This window comes from Paenibacillus sp. JT22N15 (assembly GCF_059383755.1).
Genome location: NZ_JBXENV010000001.1, coordinates 321039 through 344983, shown reverse-complemented (window position 1 = coordinate 344983; position 23945 = coordinate 321039). Strand labels below are relative to the sequence as shown.

Annotated in this window: 20 protein-coding genes; 9 read left to right on the top strand and 11 right to left on the bottom strand. The window is 49.7% G+C overall.

The window, feature by feature from the left end; translation table 11 throughout:
- Window positions 1-21 precede the first annotated feature (21 nt).
- Window positions 22-318, bottom strand: coding sequence for a hypothetical protein (locus AC50X8_RS01505; RefSeq protein ID WP_056029773.1), 297 nt, complete (start codon window positions 316-318; stop codon window positions 22-24).
- Window positions 319-573: 255 nt separating this feature from the next.
- Between AC50X8_RS01505 and AC50X8_RS01500 the strand changes: the two genes are divergently transcribed.
- The gene (locus AC50X8_RS01500) at window positions 574-1677 is read left to right on the top strand and encodes an MBL fold metallo-hydrolase (protein ID WP_494878237.1); all 1104 of its coding nucleotides are present in this window, start codon (window positions 574-576) and stop codon (window positions 1675-1677) included.
- A 59-nt stretch (window positions 1678-1736) separates the two neighbouring features.
- Here the strand turns inward: AC50X8_RS01500 and AC50X8_RS01495 are convergent, their stop codons facing one another.
- Both AC50X8_RS01495 and AC50X8_RS01490 read right to left on the bottom strand, forming a co-directional pair.
- The gene (locus AC50X8_RS01495; RefSeq protein ID WP_056029766.1) at window positions 1737-3350 is read right to left on the bottom strand and encodes a helix-turn-helix domain-containing protein; all 1614 of its coding nucleotides are present in this window, start codon (window positions 3348-3350) and stop codon (window positions 1737-1739) included.
- Between the two features lie 184 nt (window positions 3351-3534).
- Complete coding sequence (locus AC50X8_RS01490) at window positions 3535-4548, bottom strand: ABC transporter substrate-binding protein (protein WP_056029763.1); 1014 nt, start codon at window positions 4546-4548, stop codon at window positions 3535-3537.
- Between the two features lie 232 nt (window positions 4549-4780).
- Between AC50X8_RS01490 and AC50X8_RS01485 the strand changes: the two genes are divergently transcribed.
- Window positions 4781-4906: a hypothetical protein gene (locus AC50X8_RS01485; protein ID WP_257790756.1), complete on the top strand. Its 126-nt coding sequence runs from the start codon at window positions 4781-4783 to the stop codon at window positions 4904-4906.
- Window positions 4907-5119: 213 nt separating this feature from the next.
- Window positions 5120-5821, top strand: a complete 702-nt coding sequence (locus tag AC50X8_RS01480; RefSeq protein ID WP_056032784.1) for a metal-dependent hydrolase — start codon at window positions 5120-5122, stop codon at window positions 5819-5821.
- 74 nt (window positions 5822-5895) lie between these two features.
- Here AC50X8_RS01480 and AC50X8_RS01475 read toward each other — a convergent pair whose 3' ends face one another.
- Genes AC50X8_RS01475 through AC50X8_RS01465 form a run of 3 tightly spaced genes read right to left on the bottom strand, consistent with a single transcriptional unit; the run spans window position 5896 to window position 9613 of the window.
- The gene (locus AC50X8_RS01475) at window positions 5896-7056 is read right to left on the bottom strand and encodes a Ger(x)C family spore germination protein (RefSeq protein WP_494878234.1); all 1161 of its coding nucleotides are present in this window, start codon (window positions 7054-7056) and stop codon (window positions 5896-5898) included.
- A complete protein-coding gene (locus AC50X8_RS01470) occupies window positions 7014-8117 on the bottom strand; it encodes a GerAB/ArcD/ProY family transporter (protein WP_494878232.1) in 1104 nt (367 codons plus the stop codon). The genes AC50X8_RS01475 and AC50X8_RS01470 overlap by 43 nt, the downstream gene beginning before the upstream one ends.
- The gene (locus AC50X8_RS01465; RefSeq protein WP_494878676.1) at window positions 8114-9613 is read right to left on the bottom strand and encodes a spore germination protein; all 1500 of its coding nucleotides are present in this window, start codon (window positions 9611-9613) and stop codon (window positions 8114-8116) included. Before AC50X8_RS01465 ends, AC50X8_RS01470 begins: the two co-directional genes overlap by 4 nt.
- Window positions 9614-9783: 170 nt before the next feature.
- On the opposite strand from AC50X8_RS01465, the gene AC50X8_RS01460 reads away from it, so the two are divergent.
- From AC50X8_RS01460 to AC50X8_RS01435, 6 genes are all read left to right on the top strand, one after another.
- The gene (locus AC50X8_RS01460) at window positions 9784-11409 is read left to right on the top strand and encodes a helix-turn-helix domain-containing protein (protein ID WP_056029752.1); all 1626 of its coding nucleotides are present in this window, start codon (window positions 9784-9786) and stop codon (window positions 11407-11409) included.
- A 127-nt stretch (window positions 11410-11536) separates the two neighbouring features.
- The gene (locus AC50X8_RS01455; RefSeq protein WP_494858180.1) at window positions 11537-12541 is read left to right on the top strand and encodes a FecCD family ABC transporter permease; all 1005 of its coding nucleotides are present in this window, start codon (window positions 11537-11539) and stop codon (window positions 12539-12541) included.
- Between the two features lie 2 nt (window positions 12542-12543).
- The gene (locus AC50X8_RS01450) at window positions 12544-13560 is read left to right on the top strand and encodes a FecCD family ABC transporter permease (protein WP_494878229.1); all 1017 of its coding nucleotides are present in this window, start codon (window positions 12544-12546) and stop codon (window positions 13558-13560) included.
- A gap of 115 nt (window positions 13561-13675) precedes the next feature.
- Window positions 13676-14662, top strand: a complete 987-nt coding sequence (locus tag AC50X8_RS01445) for an iron-hydroxamate ABC transporter substrate-binding protein (RefSeq protein ID WP_494878227.1) — start codon at window positions 13676-13678, stop codon at window positions 14660-14662.
- Between the two features lie 347 nt (window positions 14663-15009).
- A complete protein-coding gene (locus AC50X8_RS01440) occupies window positions 15010-17301 on the top strand; it encodes a glycoside hydrolase family 3 protein (RefSeq protein WP_494878674.1) in 2292 nt (763 codons plus the stop codon).
- A gap of 186 nt (window positions 17302-17487) precedes the next feature.
- Entirely contained in the window at window positions 17488-18162 is a 675-nt protein-coding gene (locus tag AC50X8_RS01435; RefSeq protein ID WP_494878225.1) for an NAD(P)H-dependent oxidoreductase, read from the top strand.
- A 95-nt stretch (window positions 18163-18257) separates the two neighbouring features.
- On the opposite strand, the gene AC50X8_RS01430 is transcribed toward AC50X8_RS01435, so the two are convergent.
- The 5 genes from AC50X8_RS01430 to AC50X8_RS01410 all read right to left on the bottom strand — a co-directional run bounded on the left by AC50X8_RS01430 (window position 18258) and on the right by AC50X8_RS01410 (window position 23945).
- Window positions 18258-19196, bottom strand: coding sequence for a ribose-phosphate diphosphokinase (locus AC50X8_RS01430; RefSeq protein ID WP_056029736.1), 939 nt, complete (start codon window positions 19194-19196; stop codon window positions 18258-18260).
- A gap of 312 nt (window positions 19197-19508) precedes the next feature.
- On the bottom strand, window positions 19509-20702 hold the full coding sequence (fabV, locus tag AC50X8_RS01425; protein ID WP_056029733.1) for an enoyl-ACP reductase FabV: 1194 nt from the start codon (window positions 20700-20702) through the stop codon (window positions 19509-19511).
- Between the two features lie 165 nt (window positions 20703-20867).
- Window positions 20868-21527 (bottom strand): hypothetical protein, encoded by a 660-nt coding sequence (locus tag AC50X8_RS01420; protein WP_056029730.1) that lies wholly within the window; start codon window positions 21525-21527, stop codon window positions 20868-20870.
- 143 nt (window positions 21528-21670) lie between these two features.
- Complete coding sequence (locus tag AC50X8_RS01415) at window positions 21671-22423, bottom strand: glucose 1-dehydrogenase (RefSeq protein WP_056029727.1); 753 nt, start codon at window positions 22421-22423, stop codon at window positions 21671-21673.
- 121 nt (window positions 22424-22544) lie between these two features.
- Window positions 22545-23945: a response regulator transcription factor gene (locus AC50X8_RS01410; RefSeq protein WP_056029724.1), complete on the bottom strand. Its 1401-nt coding sequence runs from the start codon at window positions 23943-23945 to the stop codon at window positions 22545-22547.

The following is a 23945-nucleotide window of genomic DNA, read 5'->3' as shown; positions in this document are numbered from 1 at the left end:
ACTATAAGAAGGTGGGCTGGATTAAAAGCTAGGGTTTGGCTTCTGGAAGCTTCTGCTGAGGTTTTCAGCATCAAGATCGCGCACGCGCTTCTCGAAATCCTCTAGAACATCAATTAAATAGGATTGACCGTCAGATTCTGCTTTGAAAATAAACTTATCGGCATCGTGGATGACCACATCGTGGCCGCACAATTTAAGGCATTTGGCATAATCTTCTACAGTGGGGTGCTGGTTCTCTTCCAGAAAAATCAACCCGTGCAGCGTCTTCGTTTCATGGGGGCGAATGATTTTGAAATGTACGGTATGTTGGATAGACATATGGGCTTCCTCCTTATTCTTCCGGGCTCGCTTCTATTATAATCCATTAAGCGCAGAGAAGCTGTGAAAAATGTTACAATCTTTTAGACGAATAGCTAGCAGGAGGAGCTGCACCTATATTGACAATAACTGAATGATCATTTATTATTAGCGAAGGAGCTCGATTTAAATTATCAACAGTTTTATTTTAATAAATGATCGTTCGTTTATATGGAGTTTATCTTTCATTAACCATAATTTAAAGGAGTAATCGCCATGCTGACTGCTATTATTGTGCTTGCTGTACTGCTGCTTGCGGTAATGCTTGTTTTAAAGTTCTATCCTGCGCTTGGAGGCGTGTTAACGAAGGAGCAGCTTGCTGCTTTCTCACGTTTGCCCCATTACAAGGACGGCAAGTTTAAAAATTTGAGTGCGACGGCTATGGACAACAGTGCAAGCAACCTATTTTCCATGCTGCGCGATTATATGAAAACAAACCCAAATCGCAAGCCACAGGCGCAGCTGCCGCTGCAGAAGCTGCAATTTGGCGGGGACGATAAGGGCGAGCAAGCGCGAGTCACTTGGTTTGGACATTCGGCTATGCTGCTGGAGCTGGATGGAAAACATATATTACTAGATCCGATGTTTGGCCAAGCGCCGACGCCGTTCCCTTTTTTCGGAAACAAACGTTATAGCGGCAAATTGCCGTTTGAAATTGCCGAGCTGCCGCAAATTGACGCTGTTGTATTATCCCATGATCATTATGATCATTTGGACTATGATTCGATTCTCAAGCTTAAAAACAAAGTTCGCCGTTTTATCGTTCCGCTCGGCGTAGGCAGCCATTTGGAGCGGTGGGGAGTGGAGAAATCGATTATAACCGAGCATGACTGGTGGGAAGAGCTGGAGTTTGAAGGCATTCGCTTGGCGGCCGCTCCAGCGCAGCATTTTTCAGGACGAAACCTCAACAACCGGGATTCTACGTTGTGGTGCTCTTGGGTGATTACAGGACGTGCAGCTAACATTTATTTTAGCGGCGACAGCGGTTATGGCGCGCATTTCAAAGAAATTGGCGAGAAATACGGTCCGTTTGATCTGACCCTTATGGAATGCGGACAATATGATCCGCGCTGGGCGTCGATTCATATGATGCCAGAGGAAACGGTGCAGGCCCATGTCGATGTAAAAGGAAAAACGCTGCTTCCGATCCATTGGGGAGCTTTTACACTCAGCTTCCACGACTGGAATGATCCAGTAGAGCGCGTGACGCAAGCGGCCAAGCAGCTGAATGTGCAAGTTGCAACGCCTATCATTGGCGAGCCGGTAGCCGTCGGGGCTGGCCGGCTTCCATCCTCCATTTGGTGGAAAACCGCGCAGTGAAAGGCTAATTGAATAACTAACTTAAAATCCAACTAAAAAACCGTCCCGAAGCTGCGGCTTCAGGACGGTTTTTGCAATAATTTAGGCAGCATGCCAAGCAGCTTGTTTGCTGTTTCCGCATCACCGTAGTTCCAGTTATTGTCGACTACGTAAGCATGGCCCTTTTGCACAGCCGGAAGCTGCTTCCAGAGCGGGCTGTTTATTAGCGATTCCATCGCTTGCCGAGAATCCTCTGTGTCGGGCACGATCATAAACAGGCGATTACCGGCATAATGGGGCAGGGAGCCAACTGTAATTTCCTTATAAGCCCGCTGAGCGGCAATGAGCATTTTCACTTCGCTGATTGGGGCAAAGCCAAGCGGATGATAGAGGGTGGATGCCAGCCCGCTGCCAGCCATTATAAACAGCCGATTTCCCCGTTCAAAAATGAATACGGAGGCGGTCTCGCCTTCCCTTATATGGCTGCCTAGCTGCTGCCACATCTGTTCTGTCCGCCGCTCATGTCTAGCAAGCCAGCGCAACGCCTCCTGTTTCTTGCCTAGCCAGTCGCCAAGCATAAGCAAACGCTCCTCGAGCGTTCCCCAAGAGTTAAAGGCAAGCGTCGGGGCAATGTCCGCCGCCTGCTCATAAATCTGCTCGTCACCACTCGCTAAAATAATCAAATCAGGCTCCTGCTCCGCTGCTTGTTCTTTATTGAACACTGGATAAACGGAATAATCCGCTCCCCCTACCGTTTGAAATCCGAGTACATGCAGGTCACCCAGTGTCTCGCCATAATACAGGATACGCTGCGGTTCTGCTGGAATGACAACTTGATGTCCCATCCAGTCTTTGACCTGAACGCGCTGCCGCATGGAAAGGGCATATTGCCTTGGCGAACCGCCGGTCATTTGCCGAAAGCGGCGGCTGAAATAATATTCGTCGGCGAAGCCGCACCATTCGGCAATTTCACGCAGCGAGGCATGGGAGTTCGCGAGCCATTCCTTGGCATGGTCAATGCGCAGCGATACTAAATAATCGAGCGGCTTTTTGCCAGTGAGCGCTTTAAATAAGGAGCTGTATTGCCACTGGGGCATGTTCGTCAGCGCTGCGAGCTGCTTGACCGTAAGCGGACTCTTATAATGAAGCTGAATATAGTGAACCGTATCTTCTAATGAATACAGCTGGCGATTCCCTTGGCTTGCTGGAAGATGCTGCTCCAGCAGCATGCCCATCAGCTTTTGGAAAGCGAGATTTTGCTTATACGCTTCGATGCCTTGCAGCGCTTTGCCATCTGCCTGTATCGCTTCCAGCAGCTTGGCGTATGGAGCAAGCGGGTAAAGGCGCAGCTCATGCTTGCCAGGAAACAGCGATTGCTGGTAATACGATGGCTGAACATAGTCGAGGCGAACGACCGAATAAACGAGGCAATAGTAGTTCATCGTTTCATTCGTCTGGCCATCAAATTGGTAGCAATCTCCGGGGGCTAATTGGAATGCGCTGAACGCTTCAAACCGGACATAGCGATTGTTCAAATAAAGGGTGCCTTCACTGTCGACAATGATGAGCAGCGTATGGCTCTCGACGGTTTGCTCGGCGAAAGTAATGTCCGCAGACTTCGTTAACCGTTTCATGCTGACAAGCTTAAGCATAAGGTGGTGAAGCGGAACGGACGGGGTTTCATGGGCATTCATGCGAGCGGAACTCCTTACTTTTAAGTTCATTAGCAATAGGATTGCATTGTTTCCTTTCATTATGCCATAGAATGGAGGGGAAGCGAATGGACGAAAAAGAAAACAGGCCGAGCCAGGGCTAAATCATGCCCTGTAACTCGACCTGTATCGTTTATTATTTGTAACGAAGCTTGCGCGTTAAACGTTATTTTTTCAAAATTTCTGCTGGCAGCGCGTCAATGAGCCAGTCGCGGGAAGTTGCGTCGCTGGATGCTTTCTGAATGTCAAAGTAGTATACTTTTCCTTCTTTTACAGCAGGGAGGTTTTTCCAAATGGTGCTTTTCAGCAATTCTTCCGTATCTTTCTTGGCATCTTCAGGTACAGGGTTCAAAATGAAAATACGATCGCCTGCAGCTTCAGGCAAAATTTCCGAAGAGATTTCCCGGAAGCCTTCGCCAGCGTCAATAATTTCCTGGATTAACGGAGTCGGCTTGAAGCCGTCCTCGTTGTAAACCGCTTGTGGAAGTCCGGCATTGGCCATAATGAACAGGCGGTTGCCTGGATACATTGTGAAGACGGAAGCTGTTTCTCCTTCTTTCAAGCCGTTCTCGTGCAGCATAGCCCACATTTCTTTTGTTTTCGCTGTATATTGGGCAATCCAATCCTCGGCTTCCTGCTTCTTATTAAGCAGATCGCCCAAAATGCGCATGCGGTCCTCAAGCGGAGCAAACGTATCAAAGGTAATGGTTGGTGCGACTTTGGCAAGCGCCTCATATTGGGCGTCATCTGAGTTGCCGAAAATGATCAAATCAGGAGAAAGCGACAATGACTTTTCAACGCTGATTGGAAAGCCAACATCTTCCGCATCTTTAATTTGCTCCTCGTAGACGGACCCTTCTGTGTTTTTCATCACCCCGATAGGTGTAACGCCAAGCGCAAGCAAATCGCCTGTCGTCTCGCCATGGTAAATAACGCGTTGAGGCGTAACCGGAACTTCAACCCCATGGCCTGTCCAGTCTTTGAAAATGCGCGTTCCCGTTTCAGCTTCTGCTGAAGCCGCTGGGCTTTCGGCAGCTGGTGAGCTGCTCGCTTCTGTAGTAGGAGCGGTGCTTGCCTGCTCAGCAGCCGACTGCTCCGTGTTGCTTCCGCATGCCAACAATAATGCCCCCATTAATGCGACAGTAGTAAGTAAAGAAATAATGCGTCCTGCTTGTTTCATTGTGGTTCTCCTCCTGCATCGTCTCAAAGATATTGATAATCATTATCGTCGACTAGCATAATAGATTGCGGCCAGTTGTACAATGGATAAAATTCAAAGCTAATTTGGGTTTGTACAAATTCATGTGCAGACAGCAGCAGATGTTCACCATCCTGTTAAATTCTCCTGCGCCACTGCCCCCAATACTCTCCTATAATAAGGGTAGAGGAAATAGTTCAAGGGGGTGTGAGCGATGTTGTGTTTTTTGATTCTTACGGCTTGTTTTTTTGGAGGCATTATTTATATTATGAAGGCCGGAGCAACGATTGTTGAGGATGACTCGATCATTCAGGATCGGATTCTTGAAGGACTAAGCTAGGATAGCAGCAAAAAATAAACTTTTTTCATTATAAAGCTTCTTCATCAAGCATGGCGGGCGGCAAGCGATTGTTATCGTTTGGCCGCCTTTTGCTTGCCCTTCACGCCTATTCAAGGCTCCGCTCAGCGTGACAGGTTGCAACTCGGCAGGCAGGAGCGTAATATGGAAACGAGGACTTCAAGCAAACTTATCGTTAAAGGAGTGCAGGAAGCGATGCAAATTATTTATCATGGACATTCTGCTGTGCAGCTCATAACAGGGGACAAGTCGCTGATTATTGATCCGTTCATAAGTGGAAATGGGCAGGCAGTTACGAAACCCGAAGATATTAAAGTGAATGCTGTCCTTCTGACACACGCTCATCAAGATCATATTTTGGATGCGGCGCCAATAGCTAAAGCAAATGATGCTCCTGTTGTAGCTAATTTTGAACTAGCGGCTTATATGTCATGGAAAGGTGTACAGACGATACCGATGAATATTGGAGGCACCGTCGATTTAGGCTTTGCGCAGGCCAAAATGGTACCAGCTATTCATACTTCAGGCATTATTGACGAAGAAAAGCAGACGATTACATACGGCGGGCTGGCTTCGGGCTATGTCATTCGCGCTGAAGGGCTGACGATATTGCATGTCGGCGACACTGCATTGTTCAGCGATATGAAGCTGATTGGCGAACATGAGGTCATTGATGTTGCCTTTATTCCGATTGGTGATCACTTTACGATGGGACCGGAGGAAGCCTTGCAGGCAGCAGAGTGGTACCGGGCCAAGCTGGTCGTTCCGGTTCATTATAATACATTTGAGCCAATCAGACAGGATGCGCAAAACTTTGTGGAAGCGCTGGAAGCGCGCGGCCTCATCGGCAAAGTGATGGCCCCGGGAGATAAGCTCGATATTATTAAGCAGGTTTAAGACGGTAGGCATCAGGCTAAATTCTCTTAAACAGCAATTGAAAGCAGGCTGCCAGTGACGGCAGCCTGCTTTGTTTATTTTATCGGACCCATCGAAGAGATTGTGACTTTCGCAGATACGGTAATGTCGGCTTGCGACAGCGCTTCTGCCCAATCATCCTCTACTTTTTTGAACGCTTTGTACTCATACGCCCTTGCGTACACTCCAAGTCCGATTGGATCGACCTTGAGCTTTTGGAATTTGGCAATAAGCGCTTTGAAGTGATCGGTCACCTGCTGGCCGATCATGTCCTCCAGCAGCTTGCTGTCATTAAATACATCGAAGGGGAAAAGATGCTCGGATAGGCCAACAACCATGCTTACTTTTATATCATATTTGAAGCGGTTGTTTTTAAAGCTGGTTTTAATTTTGGTTTTGACCTTTCCTGCAGAAAAGCTGACCGTATTCGTGGAAAACGGCGATTTTTTCGGCTCCTCCGGCAGCTGATAGGAAAGGCTAAAGCCTGGTAACGCATTTTTCTGCAAAATGCGCAGCAGTACCGTTTCCTGTGCATCGAGCATCCCTTTGTATATGCCTGCTTTCGATACGAGTGCCGTTCCCTGAATTCGAACTTTGCCGCCAATGATTTTGACCTGTGAGAAATAGGGGGTTATTCCCTTATCAAGAAATTGTCGGTGAAGCTCATGCGCCGTCGTACTGACCGTTTCCGAATGGGAACTAGTGGAGTCTACCATGCCGCGGAGCAAAATAGGTAGCATCGGCTGATCCGGTGGATTCAAATACAGCATCTCTGGAACGGAGCCGTCAACGACAATGACCCGGTCCGTAACTGTATTTCGGGCATCGCGATAGATGACGTCGAGCATTTGAAACCAGCCCTCATAATTCAGCATTCGCCTGCCAAGCAGAATGACCTGATAATTGCGCCCTTGAGTGGATCCAGCCGTCTGAGCGTCCTGCTCCGACCTGGACTGTCTCAGCGTCTTAGCCGTTCCGGTCATTTCCATGCTCTTCTTCTTGATGCGATTGCTGAATACAGGTGCGGTCAAATAAAAATGGAATTTTTTATTTTTATCCAAATCCATCCCCAGCACAAGCGGGGTAGTGGCATTTTCCAAATTTAGTTGGTCGCTGCAGCTAGACAGGAGGAGCATGATAACAATAAACAGTGTTATCCGGGTGATGGATGAGCTCATAGGCTGCTCCTTTCTTCCTTCCAAAACTTGCTTAGCCATAAATAGCAAAGCAGGCATACTGGAAAAATATATTCCATTATCAGCCCAACCCAAAATAATTGTCTGACCAGAAAGTTGTTTTTATTGTAGGTCGGAAAATAAAAAAACGTCCCGACTGCCAGCAGGATAATCAGCAGCCGCAAGGGGATGCCAATGCTCTCCCGCTTGAATATCCAAGCTATGCAATAGGTAAGCAGATACATCATTGGGATCCAAATAAGCGAGAAAATGAACAGATAGAAGGAGATGAATGGAATCTCAATGCGTTCAATAAATTTGAATTCAATCGATTTCAATACACTGATGACAGGATCATTGTAGAGATGGGATTCCTCCGGGCTGAAATAGACGTAACAAATAATTGTGACGAACAAATACAACAGCATCGTAATGGAATTTGCAATTACAATGCCTTTGGTAGCATACTCCTTATACTTCAAATGTGGATACAGAATGAAAATGGATACCATGCCCAGCATAGGATAAATCGTCGCTTTTACCGCGCTGAGAATGGGCAGCCAGCCTTCCTTGAGTAGAGGCAGCAAATATACCCAGTGCGCATGTTTGAGCGTATATATGTACACAAAAGGAATCCAGAGCGATATCCAAATGATCAGCTCAGCGTATCTCGCAACGTTGCGTATGCCGTGCCGGACAATCGAATAGGCCGGAATGAGCAGCAGCGGCATGAGCACGAATGATTGCGTAGTTGGCAGCAGCCAGGTTTTCGTTACGAGAATCGTGCGAACAAGCCCATCATACATCAGGTAAAAAAAATATAGCGCAAACAGCATAGCAGCCAATACCCCGGCCCACCGTCCCATATATTCCGAAAGCAGGTCGAATAAGGTGCCGTTCGGATAATATTTCATGACCCCAACAATCGCCAGTCCAGCAATCAGGCTTAGCGCCCAGCCGATAATCAGGGCGATCCAGCCGTCCGTATCCGCAGCCTCCGAGAGCTTTCTGGGCAAGTTTAATACTGCCACGCTCACCTGGCTACCCGAAATAATGGAGATAAACTGGAAAAGCGTGATTTGCTTTCCCACGTAGCTATTCATTCTGTGTCCTCCTTGATCCGGCTTTGTCTTTGCCTTATTGACTGTTTAGGAGCCGTACTTAACGGACGCTTGTCCATGAGCCACAGGGGAACCCTTACAATTGTGTCCTTCAAGTCAGCCAGTCTGACTGGACCAATCGGGGTTCCATAGGCGGTGCCAAGCGATTTGAGCGACAAAATATGACCGATCAAAGTCATGAGCCCAATGACGAGGCCAACAAATCCGAACATGGACGCTAGTATCATTAAAATAAAACGGATAAGCCGCACCGCTGCTACCATGTCATAGTTAGGCAGAATAAAGGATGAAATGGCCGTAAAAGCGACGACAATAACCATGACGTTACTGATAAGCCCGGCCTGCACAACCGCTTGTCCAATAACGATACCGCCGACGATGCCGACCGTTTGTCCGACTGGCGCAGGCAGCCTTATCCCAGCTTCCCGCAGCAGCTCCAGTGTAATTTCCATTAATATCGCCTCCACAAACGGGGGAAAAGGAACCTGCCCCCTTGATTCCCCAAGCGTCAGCAACAGCTTGAGCGGGATGATTTCAAAGTGATAGGAAACGACGGAAATATAAAAGGCGGGCAAAAATGCTGCCATAAAAAAAGCGAACATTCGCAGCAGGCGAAGAAATGTCGCAATCGTCCAGCGCGAGCTGTAATCGTCAATATTTTGAAAGAAGGACATGAAGGTTACGGGAGCAATCAACACGTTTGGGGAACGGTCGACGACAACCGCGCAGCGTCCTTGCAGCAGCTGGGAAGCAGTCGTATCAGGCCGCTCCGTCGTTATGAGCTGCGGAAACAACGAAAAAGGATTATCCTCGATAAATTCGCCCAGCTCGCCTGTATTAATGATGGCATCGACATTGATTTGCCGAATTCGCTGTTCCAGCTGAGCCATATACTTCTCGTTGGCAATATCCTCGATGTACAAAATGGAAACGGTCGTTTGTCCTCTCTCGCCAACCATGAGCCGTTTGATTTTGAGTCCGCGGTGGGGGAGATAACGGCGAATGAGTGCGATGTTTAAATCGCCTGTCTCAAGAAAGCCCTGATGTGCGCCCTTCAGCGATGATTCGAGCTGAGGGTCTTCGATATTTCGCTGCGGCCATCCCTTTGTATCGAGGGAGTAGGTCCGCTCGCTGCCATCAATAAATAACAGGCTGTTCCCCTGAAAAAGCCCGATCTCTGCTTTCTCCCAGCTGTATAAATGCTCTACATGACCGACGGTGACGGCAATTTCCTGACTGTTCTCGCCCATCTCTTGCTGCAGTGGACGGAGAACATCGTCATTAATCGCCGCTTTGTCGTTTAACCCGTCGATATAGATCAGCAAAGCCTGTTTGCCTGATTGTTTAATGGTCAGATGGCGGGAAACCATATCGGGGGTTTCGGTAAAAAGCTGCTGAATTTTTGCTAGGTTTTCCTTTAAATCGGTGCTAATGCGGTCGCTATGCGGTATATTTTGCTCTGTATTGTTGTCAGGCATAGCTGTAGACTTCCTCTCTGTCGATTCATTCGGTTCAGCTATTTTTTCCAGCACAGGCAAATTGTATGCAGATGGACGTTTGTGCTTTCCCCTTGGATAGTCGTGCTAGCAGGGCTGTTTTTCTATATAATGAAAAGCAGCATACGCTGCAATGAGGGAGAGCACAGGGAATGACGACATTTTTGAACGATACATTACTGGAAATTAAACAATCAAGGCAAGCCTCGTGTCCTCCGGTCTGGGCGGAGGGCGGACTTCCGCTTTCAAGCCATACTCTGCTTTATGTGGTGAAGGGCAAGGGAGAGGTTACGATAAACGGGGAACGCGAAACGCTTGCCCGCGATGGTTATTATCTTTTTTCTCCGGATACAACGATTGAACTATCTCTTAGCACAGCTGCGCCAGTAGAGCTGCACTGGGTTGTTTTTGATATGTTTCGCATGAAGGTGAGCAGCGAGCATCAGCGGGAGTATGAGCGAGAGCTGGAGTTCCCTGTGGAAGGGCTGATAAAGCTTAAGGGAAGCCGCTTCAAGCGGCTGCTCTATTTGCTAACGGCAGAAGAAAGCACGAGGCAGGGGAAAAGCCGTTTTCTGGAGCAGCATTATTTGCACGAAATGCTGGAGAGCTTTATTGCACATGCGGCTCCCGCTGCGGCGAATGATTTAGAAGAGCGGCTGGGGCTGACGCTGCGCTATATGCAGACCCATTTTCGCGAAGACATTCGAGTGGATAAGCTTGCTGAAATTGCCCAGCTGCACCCGTCCTATTATTCTCAGGTGTTCAAAAAAGTGATGAATAAGACGCCGGTCGCTTTTCTAACCGATCTGCGGATGAATAAGGCGAAGGAGCTGCTGCTGCTGACTGATAAGCCGATTCATGATATTGCCGGGGATGTCGGCTATGGGGACGAATTTTATTTCAGCCGCCGCTTTAAGGCAACGAGCGGTTATGCGCCGACGGTTTACACGCGGAATCGGGAATTGAAAATAAGCTCGCTTTCCTATGCCTATACGGATCATCTATTTACGTTGGGATTGGACATATGCGCGGCCCAGGTTCATAGGCATTTGCCTATTGTGACAAGGGAGCTGGAACTGCCAAAGCATGCGGTCGATCCTTGGGAAATCGGGCGCCAAATCTTTCTTGAAGTGCAGCCGGATTTGTTTATTTGCAAAGATAATGTGCTGGCGAAGGCGCTCAAGCATGTGAGTGACGTAGCGCCAATTGTAGGCATACCTTGGACAACGATGGATATATACAGCCATATGCATGAGCTGGCCGAACTGACGGGCAAGCAGGAGGCTGCGCGAAAATGGCTGGATCGCCATGAACGCAAGGCGGAGCAGATCCGCAGAAGCTTGCTGCGCTCTTTTTCCATAGGCACGACAGCGACGATTTGCGTCGCACGCCAGGGGGAGCTGCGCATTTATGGCACCCGCAACATTGGGCATGTGCTTTATCGCTCGCTGCAGCTTTCACCGCCTGCTAAAATCCGTGAGAAGCTCGCGCAGCAAGCGCCGGGAACGGGCTTCAACTGGGTTTCGATAACACCTGAGGAGCTGGCCGGTTATGAGGCCGATTATTTATTTCTCGCTTTCTCGAACGAGGCGGAGCATAAGCTTCTCGTAGAATTGCTGAAAACGAATGCGGTGTGGAGAAGCTTTCCAGCCATGAAAAATGATCGTGTCTATTTCCTTGATAAAACAAAATGGATCGTCTACGCTCCTTATGGCATAGATTTGCAGTTGGAGGAAGCGAGCAAATTGCTGCTTTCACCGAATAGATTATCGCTGTAAACCTGAGAATAATCCATATGGCAATCTTGAATTATGTCATGTACGGGAAAGCGGGAATCGTTATAATGAAGAAGATGATAATGATTATCAATATTGGTATTCGAGGAGGCTTTACGGGTAAAAGCGTATGAAATGGAACAAAGGATATACGATTAGTTTATCGCTTATTGCAGGCTGCGCATGGCTTGTGTTCTCACTGTTTATAGCGGTGTCGGGTGGCGCGAAGGAAATAGATTTGCATACGGTTTGGACGGCTGTTTTCGATTATAATGCCAGCTTGACGCCGCATCAAATTATACATGAGCTGAGACTGCCGCGCGTATTGGGCGCAGCACTTACGGGCATGGCCTTTGCTGTAGCCGGAGCTATTATGCAAGGGGTAACCCGCAATCCAATGGCGGATACGGGCTTGCTGGGCGTAAATGCCGGGGCGGCTTTCGTTGTAGCGCTTTGCTTTGCGCTGCTTCCAGCGTTATCCTATTCGCAATTAATGCTGCTCTCCTTCGTCGGCGCTGCTTTAAGCACCTTGTTCATCATGCTGCTGGGCTCGGCGGCTCCGGGCGGGCTTACTTCGCTGCGGCTGACGATTGCTGGCGCTGTTGTTGCTGCTATTTTGCATTCGCTCAGTTCTGGCATTGCGATTTATTTTGACCTCAGCCAGGATTTGGCGTTCTGGTATGCAGGCGGTGTAGCGGGAATTAAGTGGATGCATTTGAAGCTGCTGGCCCCCGTTATACTTGCTGGCCTGGCAGGTGCAATGCTGCTCGGACGCCCCATTACGTTTCTCTCTCTTGGTGAAGAAGCGGCGACGGGACTGGGCATTAAAACAGCCCGCATCCGCATACTCGGCCTGCTCATTGCTGTAGTGTTGGCAGGAGCTTCGGTGTCGGCTGCCGGCTCTATCGCTTTTGTCGGGCTTGTTATCCCGCATATTGCCCGCCGAATCGTTGGCGTCGATTACCGGTTTGTGCTGCCGTTTTCGGCGCTGCTTGGCGGAAGCCTGCTCGTCTGGGCTGATTATGCCTCGCGTATGGTCAATCCGCCGCGGGAATTTGCCATTGGCGCAATGGTCGCTATGGTCGGCGTTCCATTTTTCCTCTATTTAGCACGTAAAGAGAGGAGGGAGCTGTAGTCATGGATCAATCGGCATACCGAGCTCGCAGAGCGATTACGGTAAGCATCGTCATGTTTATTTTGGCTATTGTGGTCATTATGATTGGCTTAAACACAGGGACGATTCGCTTATCGCCGCTTGCGGTTTGGCAGACGCTTCTGGGCGGGGGAACGACGGAGGAGCAGATGATTTTATTCGACTACCGGCTGCCGCGCATCATTGTCACGATGCTTGGCGGCATCGGGCTTGGCGTAGCCGGAGCGGTGCTGCAGGGCGTATCGCGCAATGCGCTGGCTGATCCGGGCATATTGGGCCTGCATGCCGGAGCAGCCTTCGGGCTAATCGTATTTGTCTCCTTCTTTCGGACGATGGAGGGCTCGCTTGCGATGCTTATTCCGATGTTCACGTTTGCCGGAGGCAGCGTGATCGCCATCATCATTATTTTGCTGGCGTATGACAGGCAGCGGGGAATTATGCCGATTCGGCTCATTCTTGTAGGGATTGCGGTAGAAGCAGGCGTAAGTGCGATTACGTTGTTCCTATCCCTTAAGCTTGACCCGGATACGTATGCTTTCGCTGCTCGTTGGCTCGCGGGAAGCGTGTGGGGCAGAGATTGGATCAACGTCTGGGCACTGCTGCCGTGGATCGTTATTTTGATGCCGATCATTTACTTAAAATCGAAGACGCTGGATTTGTTCAGCTTTGGCGATGAAATCGCTTCAGGCGTAGGCAGCAGCGTTACGCGAAATCGGCTGCTTATGATTATTCTTGCCGTAGCTTTGTCCTGCGCCAGCGTCTCCATGACCGGCGGTATTGGCTTTATTGGTCTTGTAGCTCCGCATTTGGCACGCAGGCTAGCGGGTCCTCAGCATCGCTATTTTTTGCCGGCGGCGGCTAGCATCGGGCTTGTGATACTCGTAGCTGCGGATACGATTGGACGGTCTATTTTTCAGCCTAATGCGATTCCAGCCGGTGTCATCGTTGCCCTTATTGGCGGGCCATATTTTCTGTACATGCTGTTCAGGAAGAAAGTTTGAGCAGGGCAGTTAAGTGAAGAAGGGTAGATCGGATAGGTAAGGAAAGGTTTTTCAATAACTAACAGTAGACGCTGAACGGACGTTCAGACGATGAATATGGGGGACTTAACGAGTTATGAAAAAATCACGGTTTTCTTCTAAAGCGCTGCTGACGCTAATCAGCCTAATTGTCGTGGCAATGCTGGCGGCTTGTGGACAGGCTGCCTCGCCACAAAGCACGAATGGGAGCAATGCAGGCCAAGGGGCCGAAGCTGCTGCAGAAGCGAGTGCTTCACCAAGCGCTGAACAAGTGGAGCCGCATGGCCCTGATGTGAAAATTGCCTCCATGTCGATTCATATTACGAACAATCTGCTTGCTCTAGGAATTAAACCAGCTGGCTCGGTTGTCGGCGGCGACGTGAAGGACTTCCTGCCACATGTGGCGGATCGTCTGGAAGGCACGGCGAAGCTTGGCGTTGTTACAGATCCGGATATGGAAGCTGTGCTGGCGCTGAAGCCTGATGTTATCTACATCGATGAAGTGTACTCCGGTGCAGACCTCGCCAAATTCGAGAAAATTGCCCCGACGATTTCCATCGATATGGATAATGGCACTTGGAGAGAGCATTTAAAGCGGATTGCCGAGCATGTCGACAAGCAGGCGGAAGCGGAGCAGTTTATTAAAGATTATGAAGCGAAAGCGGATAGCGTGAAGTCGCTTATTAACAGCAAGCTTGGCGCTGATGCCAAGGTGATGGCGATTCGCACAACAGCGAAGGAGCTTCGCGTCATGGGCATGAAGCGTCCGGTAGGACCGATTATGTTCGAGGATTTGGGGCTGACTCCGGCAACGGGCGTTGAAAAAATTACGGATGAGCCTTATGCCGTCATTTCGCAGGAGGTGCTGCCTGATTTTGACGCAGATGCGATTTTCGTCATCATCAGCAAAGGCAATGAGGCGAAAGCGAATTTCGAGCAGCTGGAGCAAAATCCAGTATGGCTCAATCTGAAAGCTGTAAAGAACAACCATGTCTATGTGCTTGACGGGCAAAAGTGGCTCGATTATTCGTCGCTAGGTCACAGCATGGCGCTTGACGATGCGCAGAGCCTGTTCGAGAAATAAGCGAATAAGGCAGTGGGCTGGGTTAATAAAACGGTGATGGAACAGAATTCACCGACCGATCATCTAATGGCTGCGGAGCGCGAATAGGCTCTGCGGCCTTTTTTTCAAAATATAAGAATTTATTAGGTTCATCCTTAAATATAGGAAAGGATATTGTAACGCTATCCTTTCTCTATATTTCTCGGATTGAAAAGCGCTGCGCTGCAAGAGGATGGCGACAGCCGTTTCACCTTGATAATAGTCTTAATATCACAACTAAAAAGTCGGAATACGATTAGCCTGGGCAGGGCGGAATTCGCTATACTTAGAAGGTGAGCAAGACATCTACAGGCAAGCGAAGGGATGGGATCGGTTTGGCAGACAAGCGTGATCAGGCTACGACTATTCAATATATTCATAATAAAAATGGGCCGAAGCTCGGCTATTCCACCTTGTCCGGCGTCCGTATTTTGGAGCAGGACGGCTTTTATTTTAAAGATTTGAACAAGGATGGCAGGCTGGATAAATATGAGGATTGGCGCCTTAGTCCGCAGGAGCGGGCCGAAGATCTCGCTTCAAAAATGAGCGTCGAGCAAATTGCCGGACTTATGCTCTACAGCAGCCATCAGGCCGTTCCGGCTAGCCTGGGCTGGCACCCCGGCACCTATGGGGGCAAAGCTTACACGGACAGTGGTGCAGACTCACATGCGCTGACGGACCAGCAGCTTGCTTTTCTGGAGCAGGATCATTTGCGCCATGTGCTGCTGACGATGGTGGAAAGCCCGGAAACGGCGGCGCAGTGGAACAATACGATGCAGGCGTACGTTGAAGGCTTAGGGCTGGGCATTCCGGTAAATACGAGCTCCGATCCGCGGCATGCGACGGATTCGACGAAGGAATTTAATGCCGGAGCTGGCGGCAGCATCTCGATGTGGCCAGAGACGATGGGGCTTGCCGCTACGTTTGATCCGGAGGAAGCGAAAAAATTCGGCGAGGTTGCAGCCAGGGAGTATCGGGCACTTGGCATTGGCACGGCGTTGTCGCCACAGGTCGATATTGGCACCGATCCGCGCTGGTTCCGATTTGGCATGACTTTCGGCGAAGATCCCCAGCTGTCCACCGATATGGGCCGTGCTTATATTGACGGCTTCCAGACGTCGGAGGGTGAGCATGAAATTGCCGAAGGCTGGGGATATGACAGCGTGAATGCGATGGTGAAGCATTGGCCGGGCGGCGGCTCGGGCGAAGGCGGCCGTGATGCGCATTTTGGCTATGGCAAATATGCCGTTTATCCAGGAGAGCAATTTGAGCAGCATTTGCGACCTTTTACGGAAGGGGCGTTCAAGCTGGAGGGCAAGACCGGAAAAGCTTCTGCGGTTATGCCTTACTATACGATTTCGCAGGGACAAGATCCGGTTAATGGCGAAAATGTCGGCAACTCCTACAATAGCTACCTCATAAACGATTTGCTGCGCGAGCAGTACGGCTACGATGGCGTCGTCTGCACAGACTGGGGCATTACTGCAGATGAAGGCGATGACATTACGAGGCTGATGAGCGGCGGCCGCTGCTGGGGTGTGGAGGAAGGCTACAGCGTAGCGGATCGCCATTACAAGCTGCTCATGGCTGGCGTAGACCAATTTGGCGGCAACAATGAGACGGGTCCGGTTATTGAAGCTTATCAGATCGGCGTGCAGCAGCATGGCGAGGCGTTCATGCGCAGCCGTTTCGAGCAATCGGCGGTGCGGCTGCTTAAAAATATTTTTCGGCTTGGCCTCTTTGAAAATCCTTATTTGGAAGTGGCGCAGACGGCTGCGACGGTCGGTTCCCCGACTTTCATGGCGGCAGGCTATGAAGCCCAGCTGAAATCGATGGTGCTGCTGAAAAATAAAGGGCAGACGCTGCCGCTCCCTGCTGCAAGCGGGCGCCTGACCGTCTATATTCCTAGGAAGTTCCGGCCGGAGGGTGCGAGCTGGCTCGGCCTGCCGATACCGTCCTTCGAGGGTTATCCAATTAGTGTGGATACGGTCCAGAAGTATTTTGACGTGACGGACAACCCTGAGCAGGCGGATTTCGCATTGGTGTGTATCGAAAGCCCTCATAGCACGATGGGCTACAGCAAGGCAGACGCCGAAGCGGGCGGAAATGGCTATGTGCCGGTCAGCCTTCAATACCGTCCTTATACGGCTGTACATGCTCGTGAGACGAGTCTTGCAGGCGATGCTCGCGATGTGCTGAATCGCAGCTACAAAGGGAAGACGGTTACCGTTGCCAATGAATCCGATCTGGATATGGTGCTGGACACGAAAGCGAAAATGAAGGGCAAGCCCGTTATCGTTTCGATTACGCTCAGCAACCCAGCGGTAGTCGCTGAATTTGAAGCTGAAGCGGATGCTATTATTGCCCATTTTGGCTTGCAGGAGCAGGCGCTGCTGGAGACGCTTATCGGTGCTTCCGAGCCATCTGGTCTGCTGCCATTCCAAATGCCGCGGGACATGTTGACGGTAGAAGAGCAGCTTGAAGACACGCCGCATGATATGGATGTGTATGTGGACACAGCAGGCCATGCGTACGATTTCGGCTACGGGCTGAACTGGAGCGGTCTCATTCAGGATGCAAGGACGGCAAAATATGCTGGCGGCAAGCACAGTAAGAAATAATATGCCGATTTAAAGCCTATGTATGGCTATTCAACAACGCCGCCACTGTCAGGAAGCTGATGCTGGCGGGCGTTGTTCGCCTGTTCACAAGTGTTAGGAGCCTGGCAGGCGGCATAAAGGCATCCCCTTGTTTCAAGCCGAAAATTCCATTATGATTAATTTATCGGTTTGGAAAGGAAGCGAAGCATGAACGATTACGAAGCAAAAAAACAGCAGATCCTGGACGCGTTGTGGTTCAGGCATGCGACGAAGGAATTTGACCCCGAGCGAAAAATATCCGATGAGGATTTTCATTTTATTTTGGAAACGGGCAGGCTGTCCCCTAGTTCCATTGGGCTGGAGCCATGGAAATTTATCATTATTCAAAACCAGGCGCTGCGCGCGAAGCTGGCTGAAGTTTCCTGGGGAGCGAAGAAACAGCTGGAAACGGCAAGCCATTTTATCGTTATTCTAGCTCGCCGCAATGTGCGCTATGATTCGGAATATATGAAGTATATGTACACGCAGGTTAAAGGGATGCGCGAGGAAGTTTATCAGAAGGTTCCTGTTATTTACAAGGCTTTTCAGGAGTCTGATCTGCATTTGCTGGATAATGAGCGTACGCTGCTGGATTGGTCGTCGAAGCAAACGTATATCCCGCTTGCCAACATGATGACCGCAGCTGCGCAAATTGGCATTGATTCCTGTCCGATTGAAGGCTTTAATCTGGATCAGGTGCATGCGATTTTGGACGGGGAAGGGCTGCTGGAGGGCGGGAATATGGAAGTTTCCGTAATGGCCGCTTTTGGCTACCGGCTCGCTGAGCCAAAGCGCCCAAAATCAAGGCTGCCTTTAGAGGACATCGTGCAGTGGGTTGACTAAGTTTTTATAATAAAACGCATTGGAAGGCTGCTTGCTGGCAGCACTCCAATGCGTTTTTGCGTTGCCGCTATTGCGGCATGTATCGCTATAAAAGATTAGCCGCCGATTTTGAAGAGCTTATCGAGCGAGCCGCCTTCGGAAATGATCTTAATGGCGGTTGCAATGAGTGGCGACATCGGCAGAACGAAAAACTTGTCCGAATGATCGCTGAGCGCAATCGTATCCGTTACAACAACCTGGCGGATGTTCGGATGCGTCAGCTTCTCGATAGCATTGGCCGAGAACAAGCCGTGCGTCGCGCAAACGTAGGCGTCATGGGCGCCTTTTTTGTGGAGCGCTTCTACGACGTTTACGATGGTGCTGCCTGTATCGATCAGATCCTCAATAATAATCGGCGTCATGCCTTCTACTTCACCAATAATATGGGTAATTTCCGATTGGTTGTGGGCAGGGCGGTTTTTGATCATAATCGCAAATGGGCAATCCAAATAGTTCGCCAGCTTCTCAGCCGTTGAAGCTCGTCCAGCATCCGGCGAAACGACGACGGGATTGACGATATTTTGGCTTTTCAAATGTCTGATAATGAGATCCAGAGCCGTCAGATGATCGACCGGAATTTCGAAAAAGCCTTGAATAGGATCTGCATGCAAATCCACGGTAATGATGCGGTGAGCACCGACCGTAGTCAGCACATCAGCAACCAGCTTGGCGGAAATCGGCTCACGAGGAGCGGATTTGCGTTCCTGGCGTGCATATCCATAATAAGGGATGACGAGATTGATGGTTTTGGCGGAAGCGCGCTTCGCCGCATCGATCATAATCATCAATTCCACTAAATGTTCATTAACCGGATGGGACAGCGCTTGTACAATAAAGACATGGCATGTCCGAATAGGTTCTTCATACGATACGTGAATTTCGCCGCTTTGCTGACGGGATATCGCTACATTGCCCAGCGGAATTCCGAGTGAACCACAAATTTCCTCGGCAAGCGCGCGATTGGATGATCCCGAAAATATTTTTACCTTCTGCATTGTGCTCCTCCTTCAAGTTTTGCGCAGCAAAACTACTTCGAAAGCATAAACTTAAGTTTTGCGCAGCAAAACGATTTCGCAAGCGTAAACTTAAGTTTGCTACGAAAAACTACTACATTCCATTATACATTGAAGGAGGTCAGATTCAAGTCATAGTTCGTTCAATTTAGGAAGCTAGCGTTAGTTTGGACGAGGGTTTTCGTTTAAAGGCAACAAGCCCCTGACTTGCTGGCAGCTGGTATATAAATACAAAAACAGCCTCCAAGCCTGCGATTAACGCAAGTGTGGAGGCTGTCTTATTAGTATTAGCGATTAACGAAGGTTAGGGATTGCAACATCCGGATTGGCATCAGCTTCATAATCAATGCCGTCGGTTTCAAAGCCGAATAGTTGGAAAAACTCTTTGCGGTAGCCAGCAAGGTCGGACAGCTCGTACACATTTTCTGTAGTCAGCTCTGACCATAGCTTTGCAACCTCAGCTTGAATTTCAGGTCTCATTTCCCAATCGTCAACGCGGATGAGACCCCGGTCATCAACGAGTGTTTCTCCAGAAGCATTGTACAGGCGATCAGAGAACAGGCGGTACATTTGCTCAATGCAGCCTTCATGCGTTCCGTTTTCTTTCATTACCTTATACAGCGCGGAAATGTACAGAGGTACAACCGGAATCGCCGAACTGGATTGGGTAACGAGCGCTTTGTTGACGGAGACGTAGGCACGTCCGCCTTTCGTGCTGAGCTGCTCGCTCAGGCGCTTCGCCGTTGCTTCGAGATCATTTTTAGCATAACCAATCGTTCCTTCACGGTAAACCGCATGCGTAATTTCCGGTCCGATATAGGAGTAGGCAACAGTCGTTGCGCCGTCTGCCAGTACGCCTGCTTCCTCAAGCTGGTCGATCCACATTTGCCAGTCCTCGCCGCCCATAACGGCAATCGTCTGGCTGATTTCTTCCTCGGTTGCTGGCTCTATCGTTGCTTCCGTTACATCGCCGCTGTGGAAGTTAACCGTTTTGTTCGTATAGGTTCCGCCAATCGGCTTAATGACCGAAGAAAAGGTTTCACCGGTTTTCGGATGGGTACGGCGAGGCGAAGCTACACTGTACACGACCAGATCAATGCTGCCCAGTTCGCTGCGGATCAGGTCAATCGTTTGGGCTTTGATCTCATCAGAGAAAGCGTCGCCAACGATGCTGTACGATTTGCGGCCAGCTTCAGCAGCGGCTTTCTCGAAAGCAGCGGAGTTGTACCAGCCTGCGGAAGCGGTACGCGCGCCTTCAGCGGCTTTGTCAAAATAAACGCCAATCGTATTGGCGCCAGCTGCAAAGGAGGAAACGATGCGCGATGCCAGACCGTAGCCTGTCGAAGCGCCGATTACGAGCACATTGCGCGGTCCTGCAATAGCTGGCTTGGATGCAACATACTTGATTTGACGAAGGACTTGCTCAGCGCAGCCTTCCGGGTGTGCTGTCGTACAAATAAAACCGCGTGTTTTAGGTTGAATGATCATATTTAATTATTCCTTCCTATTTGTAAAATGGGCTTGCTATCCATATTGCTGAACAATTCTCTACCATTTTACCGATTTTTCCGTTCAAATGGAAGGGCACGAAAAAACGCAAGACCGAGTAGAGTCGGCCTTGCGTGAGATGCTGCTGGAAAGGTTCAAGCGGGGTTATTCAAAATGCTCGCCGGCTGTTTTAATCTGGCTGGCAATTTGGACGATCGATTTGCCTGCTTCCGCCTGTTTTTTAAGCTGCGCTTCGGTAAGTCCCAGCGCCTTGGCTGCTGCGTTTAGCCTTACATTGTCTACCGCGCTGCTTTTGCTATCTGCGGCAGTTTTACTCGTCGTCGTTGTTTTTGTCGTAGTAGTGGTAGTCGTCGTTGTAACGTACTTTTGCTGAACGGCTTTTTTAACTTGTGTTTTCAGCTCATTTACGACTTGGGTCGATTTAGCTTGCGTCAGCTTGCCTGCTTTGACATTGGCTGCGATTTGGGTCGTTTGAATCTGCATTAAGCAGCTGATGACCTTGTCTGTAGATACGCCTTTCGAATTAGCAATCGTTTCCAGCGTTTTGCCCGCTTTCAGCTGAGTGTTCAGTTCGTCACGCGTTACATTCAGCAGCTTGAGCAGCGGTTGGCTAGTAATGATGGCGAACAGATCGGTTTTGACGGTAAAGCCGCCGCTTGTTGCTGTTTTAATCGCTGTTTGGCTGGAAGCCGTAATCGCTGCAGCTGTCTTGACTGGTGCTGCGGAATTTATCGTTTGTGCAGCAAATGCAGAGCTGGAGAAGGTAAGGGCAAGGCCCAGTGTAATCGGGATTAGTTTTTTCATCGTTCAATCACTCCTAAAGGTTATAGTTAGTTTGTATGTGCTTGCCGGCCTCTATAAGATAAGCGATAAAAGTGAAAAAACGGAGAAAGCCGGCAAAACAAAAAAATAACTTGGAGTGCTGAGCTAGAAGATTCCTCTACTTATTAATGGGCAACCCAGCCGCCGTCAATGACGAGCTCGGAGCCGGTGACGAAGCTCGACTCATCCGATGCGAGATACAGCGCGCCATAAGCGATGTCAGTTGGCTTGCCGAGCCTTGGCCATGGCGTAACCTGCTTGGCTGCTTCAAGTCCCGCGGGATTGGTCAGTTTATGCTCGGTCATCGGTGTTTCAATCATCCCGGGATGAATGGAGTTGACACGAATAAAGTCTTTGGCTAAATCGATCGCTGTCGTTTTTGTCAGCAGCCGCACGGCTCCCTTAGAGGCGTGATAGGCAGCTTCTCCACCTGCGCCAATGATGCCGAAAATCGAAGAAATATTAATGATCGAGCCGCCTCCGGCTTTGCGGATTTCAGGCACGGCGTATTTCATGCCTAGAAACACGCCGCGGGAGTTGACCGCCTGAACCTTATCCCAACGCTCCACCGTTTCCTCCTCCACGTTGAAGGGCGAAGCGATGCCTGCGTTATTGACCAAAATATTTAGTTTTCCATAACGATGGACGGCCTGCAGGGTCACATGCTGCCATTGTTGCTCCGACGAGACATCCTGAGCAAGTGGGTATACATCGCCGCCCGTTTCGCGAATAGCTTCAGCGGTTTCTTTCAGCGCGGCTTCCGATAGGTCTGTCAGCACAACCTTGGCGCCTTCGGCTGCGAAGACAGCGGCTATAGCGGCTCCAATTCCTCCGGCTGCTCCAGTGACAAGGGCTACTTTATTTTGCAATCGTTTCATGCCGTATGCACCTCCAGGTAAGTTATACAACTGTCTTTATATAACTAGGATAGGAGGAACGCTGGCGGCGGTAAATTCCAAATATTCAAGCTGGGTGTACGTTTTAGTGGTTAAAAGACGATTAGAGGCTCCCATTTAATTCCCGATAGGAGCTGGGCGTTATTCCCGTCGCTTTCTTGAAGACGCGAACAAAATATTTCACATCATTAAAGCCGACCAGCTCGCCAATTTCATAGACCGTTTGCCTAGAGGTGGAGAGCATTCGCTTAGCTTCCTCTACCCTCAGGTTTGTAACGAATACAGTGAAATTGACGCCATATTGCGATTTGAATAAGCTGCTCAAATAGGAGAAGGACAGCTGAAAGCGCTCGGCTGCCTCCAGCAGCGACAGGGAAGAGTTGCGATAGTTTTGTTCCACATATCGTTTAATGCTAAGTGCGGTATGGGAGCTGGAGCCATTCGTCGCCAGCACGCCATCTGCCAGCTTGTCAATAAGGGGCTCAAGCTGCTGCGAACGCCAAGCGGCCAGCGACACAAGCGTGTTCGTGCGTTTAAGCTCGTTCAACGATTGCAGTCCTTCCAGGCAGGAAGGACTCGTTGCATGTTTGCTGATAGAAATCCAGAGCTGCAAATACACAATCCACCGTTCCTCAAAGGTGTGGAACCGCTGCTCATATTCCTCAAGCAGCTTTAACACCGCTTGCTTGCCTTCCTTCTGAACCGAAAGTGCAAAGCTGTTCTCATCCTGTGGCGTCAAGCCCACCTGACTTGCGGTAGTCGAGCAACGCAGCATATGCAGTTGTTTTTCGGCTTCTCGGTAGGCTTGCTGCAAAGACTGGGCATCCCCATTAAAAATAGCACTGGATACCCTTGCTGCATTAGCTTCAAACGGAGGGAGGAGCTTCAGCCATTCGGCAAGCTTGTCCTTCTCGTCAGAAGCCGCGCAATACACCGTATGCGAGCCAAGCGGAATGGCGATGAGGGTAATCCCTAACGGAAGCTCGCTTTGCTGCGGAAGCGGCTCATTCGCAAGCAGCAGACAAAGGCTTGAATAAGGCAACTCCTCGCAGGCAGCCAGTGTCGTGTCGTCAAGAATAATTTCGCAAACACGATTTTTCAGCTCTATATTGCGCGTGCTGCTTTCCTTGTCTAGTTCAGCGGTCAGCTTCTCCATGGCGCGCGCTATTTCCTGGGGGTTAATCGGCTTCAGCAAATATTCTTTAACCCCGTAAGCAATCGCTTTTTTAGCATAACTAAAATCATCGTATCCAGATAAAATGATGCATTTTGGCTGCTTGCCGTTTGTGGCCGCAATCCGGCCCAGCATTTCAATGCCGTCCACCTTGGGCATTCGAATATCGGTAATGACGATATCGGCTTCATTGCAAGCCAGCCATTCCAGCGCCTCCAGGCCATCGCGGAAGCTGCCAGCATGCAGCAGGGGCAGCTCATTCCAAGGGATAACCTCTTCAATTCCTTTGCGAATCCATGGCTCATCTTCCACAATGATAGTCTTGTACAT

Excerpts from the sequence above, each read along its gene's own strand:
- AC50X8_RS01505 (WP_056029773.1), bottom strand. The coding sequence starts at position 318 with ATGTCTATCCAACATACCGTACATTTCAAAATCATTCGCCCCCATGAA.
- AC50X8_RS01500 (WP_494878237.1), top strand. The coding sequence starts at position 574 with ATGCTGACTGCTATTATTGTGCTTGCTGTACTGCTGCTTGCGGTAATG.
- AC50X8_RS01495 (WP_056029766.1), bottom strand. The coding sequence starts at position 3,350 with ATGAATGCCCATGAAACCCCGTCCGTTCCGCTTCACCACCTTATGCTT.
- AC50X8_RS01490 (WP_056029763.1), bottom strand. The coding sequence starts at position 4,548 with ATGAAACAAGCAGGACGCATTATTTCTTTACTTACTACTGTCGCATTA.
- AC50X8_RS01485 (WP_257790756.1), top strand. The coding sequence starts at position 4,781 with ATGTTGTGTTTTTTGATTCTTACGGCTTGTTTTTTTGGAGGCATTATT.
- AC50X8_RS01480 (WP_056032784.1), top strand. The coding sequence starts at position 5,120 with ATGCAAATTATTTATCATGGACATTCTGCTGTGCAGCTCATAACAGGG.
- AC50X8_RS01475 (WP_494878234.1), bottom strand. The coding sequence starts at position 7,056 with ATGGCTAAGCAAGTTTTGGAAGGAAGAAAGGAGCAGCCTATGAGCTCA.
- AC50X8_RS01470 (WP_494878232.1), bottom strand. The coding sequence starts at position 8,117 with ATGAATAGCTACGTGGGAAAGCAAATCACGCTTTTCCAGTTTATCTCC.
- AC50X8_RS01465 (WP_494878676.1), bottom strand. The coding sequence starts at position 9,613 with ATGCCTGACAACAATACAGAGCAAAATATACCGCATAGCGACCGCATT.
- AC50X8_RS01460 (WP_056029752.1), top strand. The coding sequence starts at position 9,784 with ATGACGACATTTTTGAACGATACATTACTGGAAATTAAACAATCAAGG.
- AC50X8_RS01455 (WP_494858180.1), top strand. The coding sequence starts at position 11,537 with ATGAAATGGAACAAAGGATATACGATTAGTTTATCGCTTATTGCAGGC.
- AC50X8_RS01450 (WP_494878229.1), top strand. The coding sequence starts at position 12,544 with ATGGATCAATCGGCATACCGAGCTCGCAGAGCGATTACGGTAAGCATC.
- AC50X8_RS01445 (WP_494878227.1), top strand. The coding sequence starts at position 13,676 with ATGAAAAAATCACGGTTTTCTTCTAAAGCGCTGCTGACGCTAATCAGC.
- AC50X8_RS01435 (WP_494878225.1), top strand. The coding sequence starts at position 17,488 with ATGAACGATTACGAAGCAAAAAAACAGCAGATCCTGGACGCGTTGTGG.
- AC50X8_RS01430 (WP_056029736.1), bottom strand. The coding sequence starts at position 19,196 with ATGCAGAAGGTAAAAATATTTTCGGGATCATCCAATCGCGCGCTTGCC.
- fabV (WP_056029733.1), bottom strand. The coding sequence starts at position 20,702 with ATGATCATTCAACCTAAAACACGCGGTTTTATTTGTACGACAGCACAC.
- AC50X8_RS01420 (WP_056029730.1), bottom strand. The coding sequence starts at position 21,527 with ATGAAAAAACTAATCCCGATTACACTGGGCCTTGCCCTTACCTTCTCC.
- AC50X8_RS01415 (WP_056029727.1), bottom strand. The coding sequence starts at position 22,423 with ATGAAACGATTGCAAAATAAAGTAGCCCTTGTCACTGGAGCAGCCGGA.
- AC50X8_RS01410 (WP_056029724.1), bottom strand. The coding sequence starts at position 23,945 with ATGTACAAGACTATCATTGTGGAAGATGAGCCATGGATTCGCAAAGGA.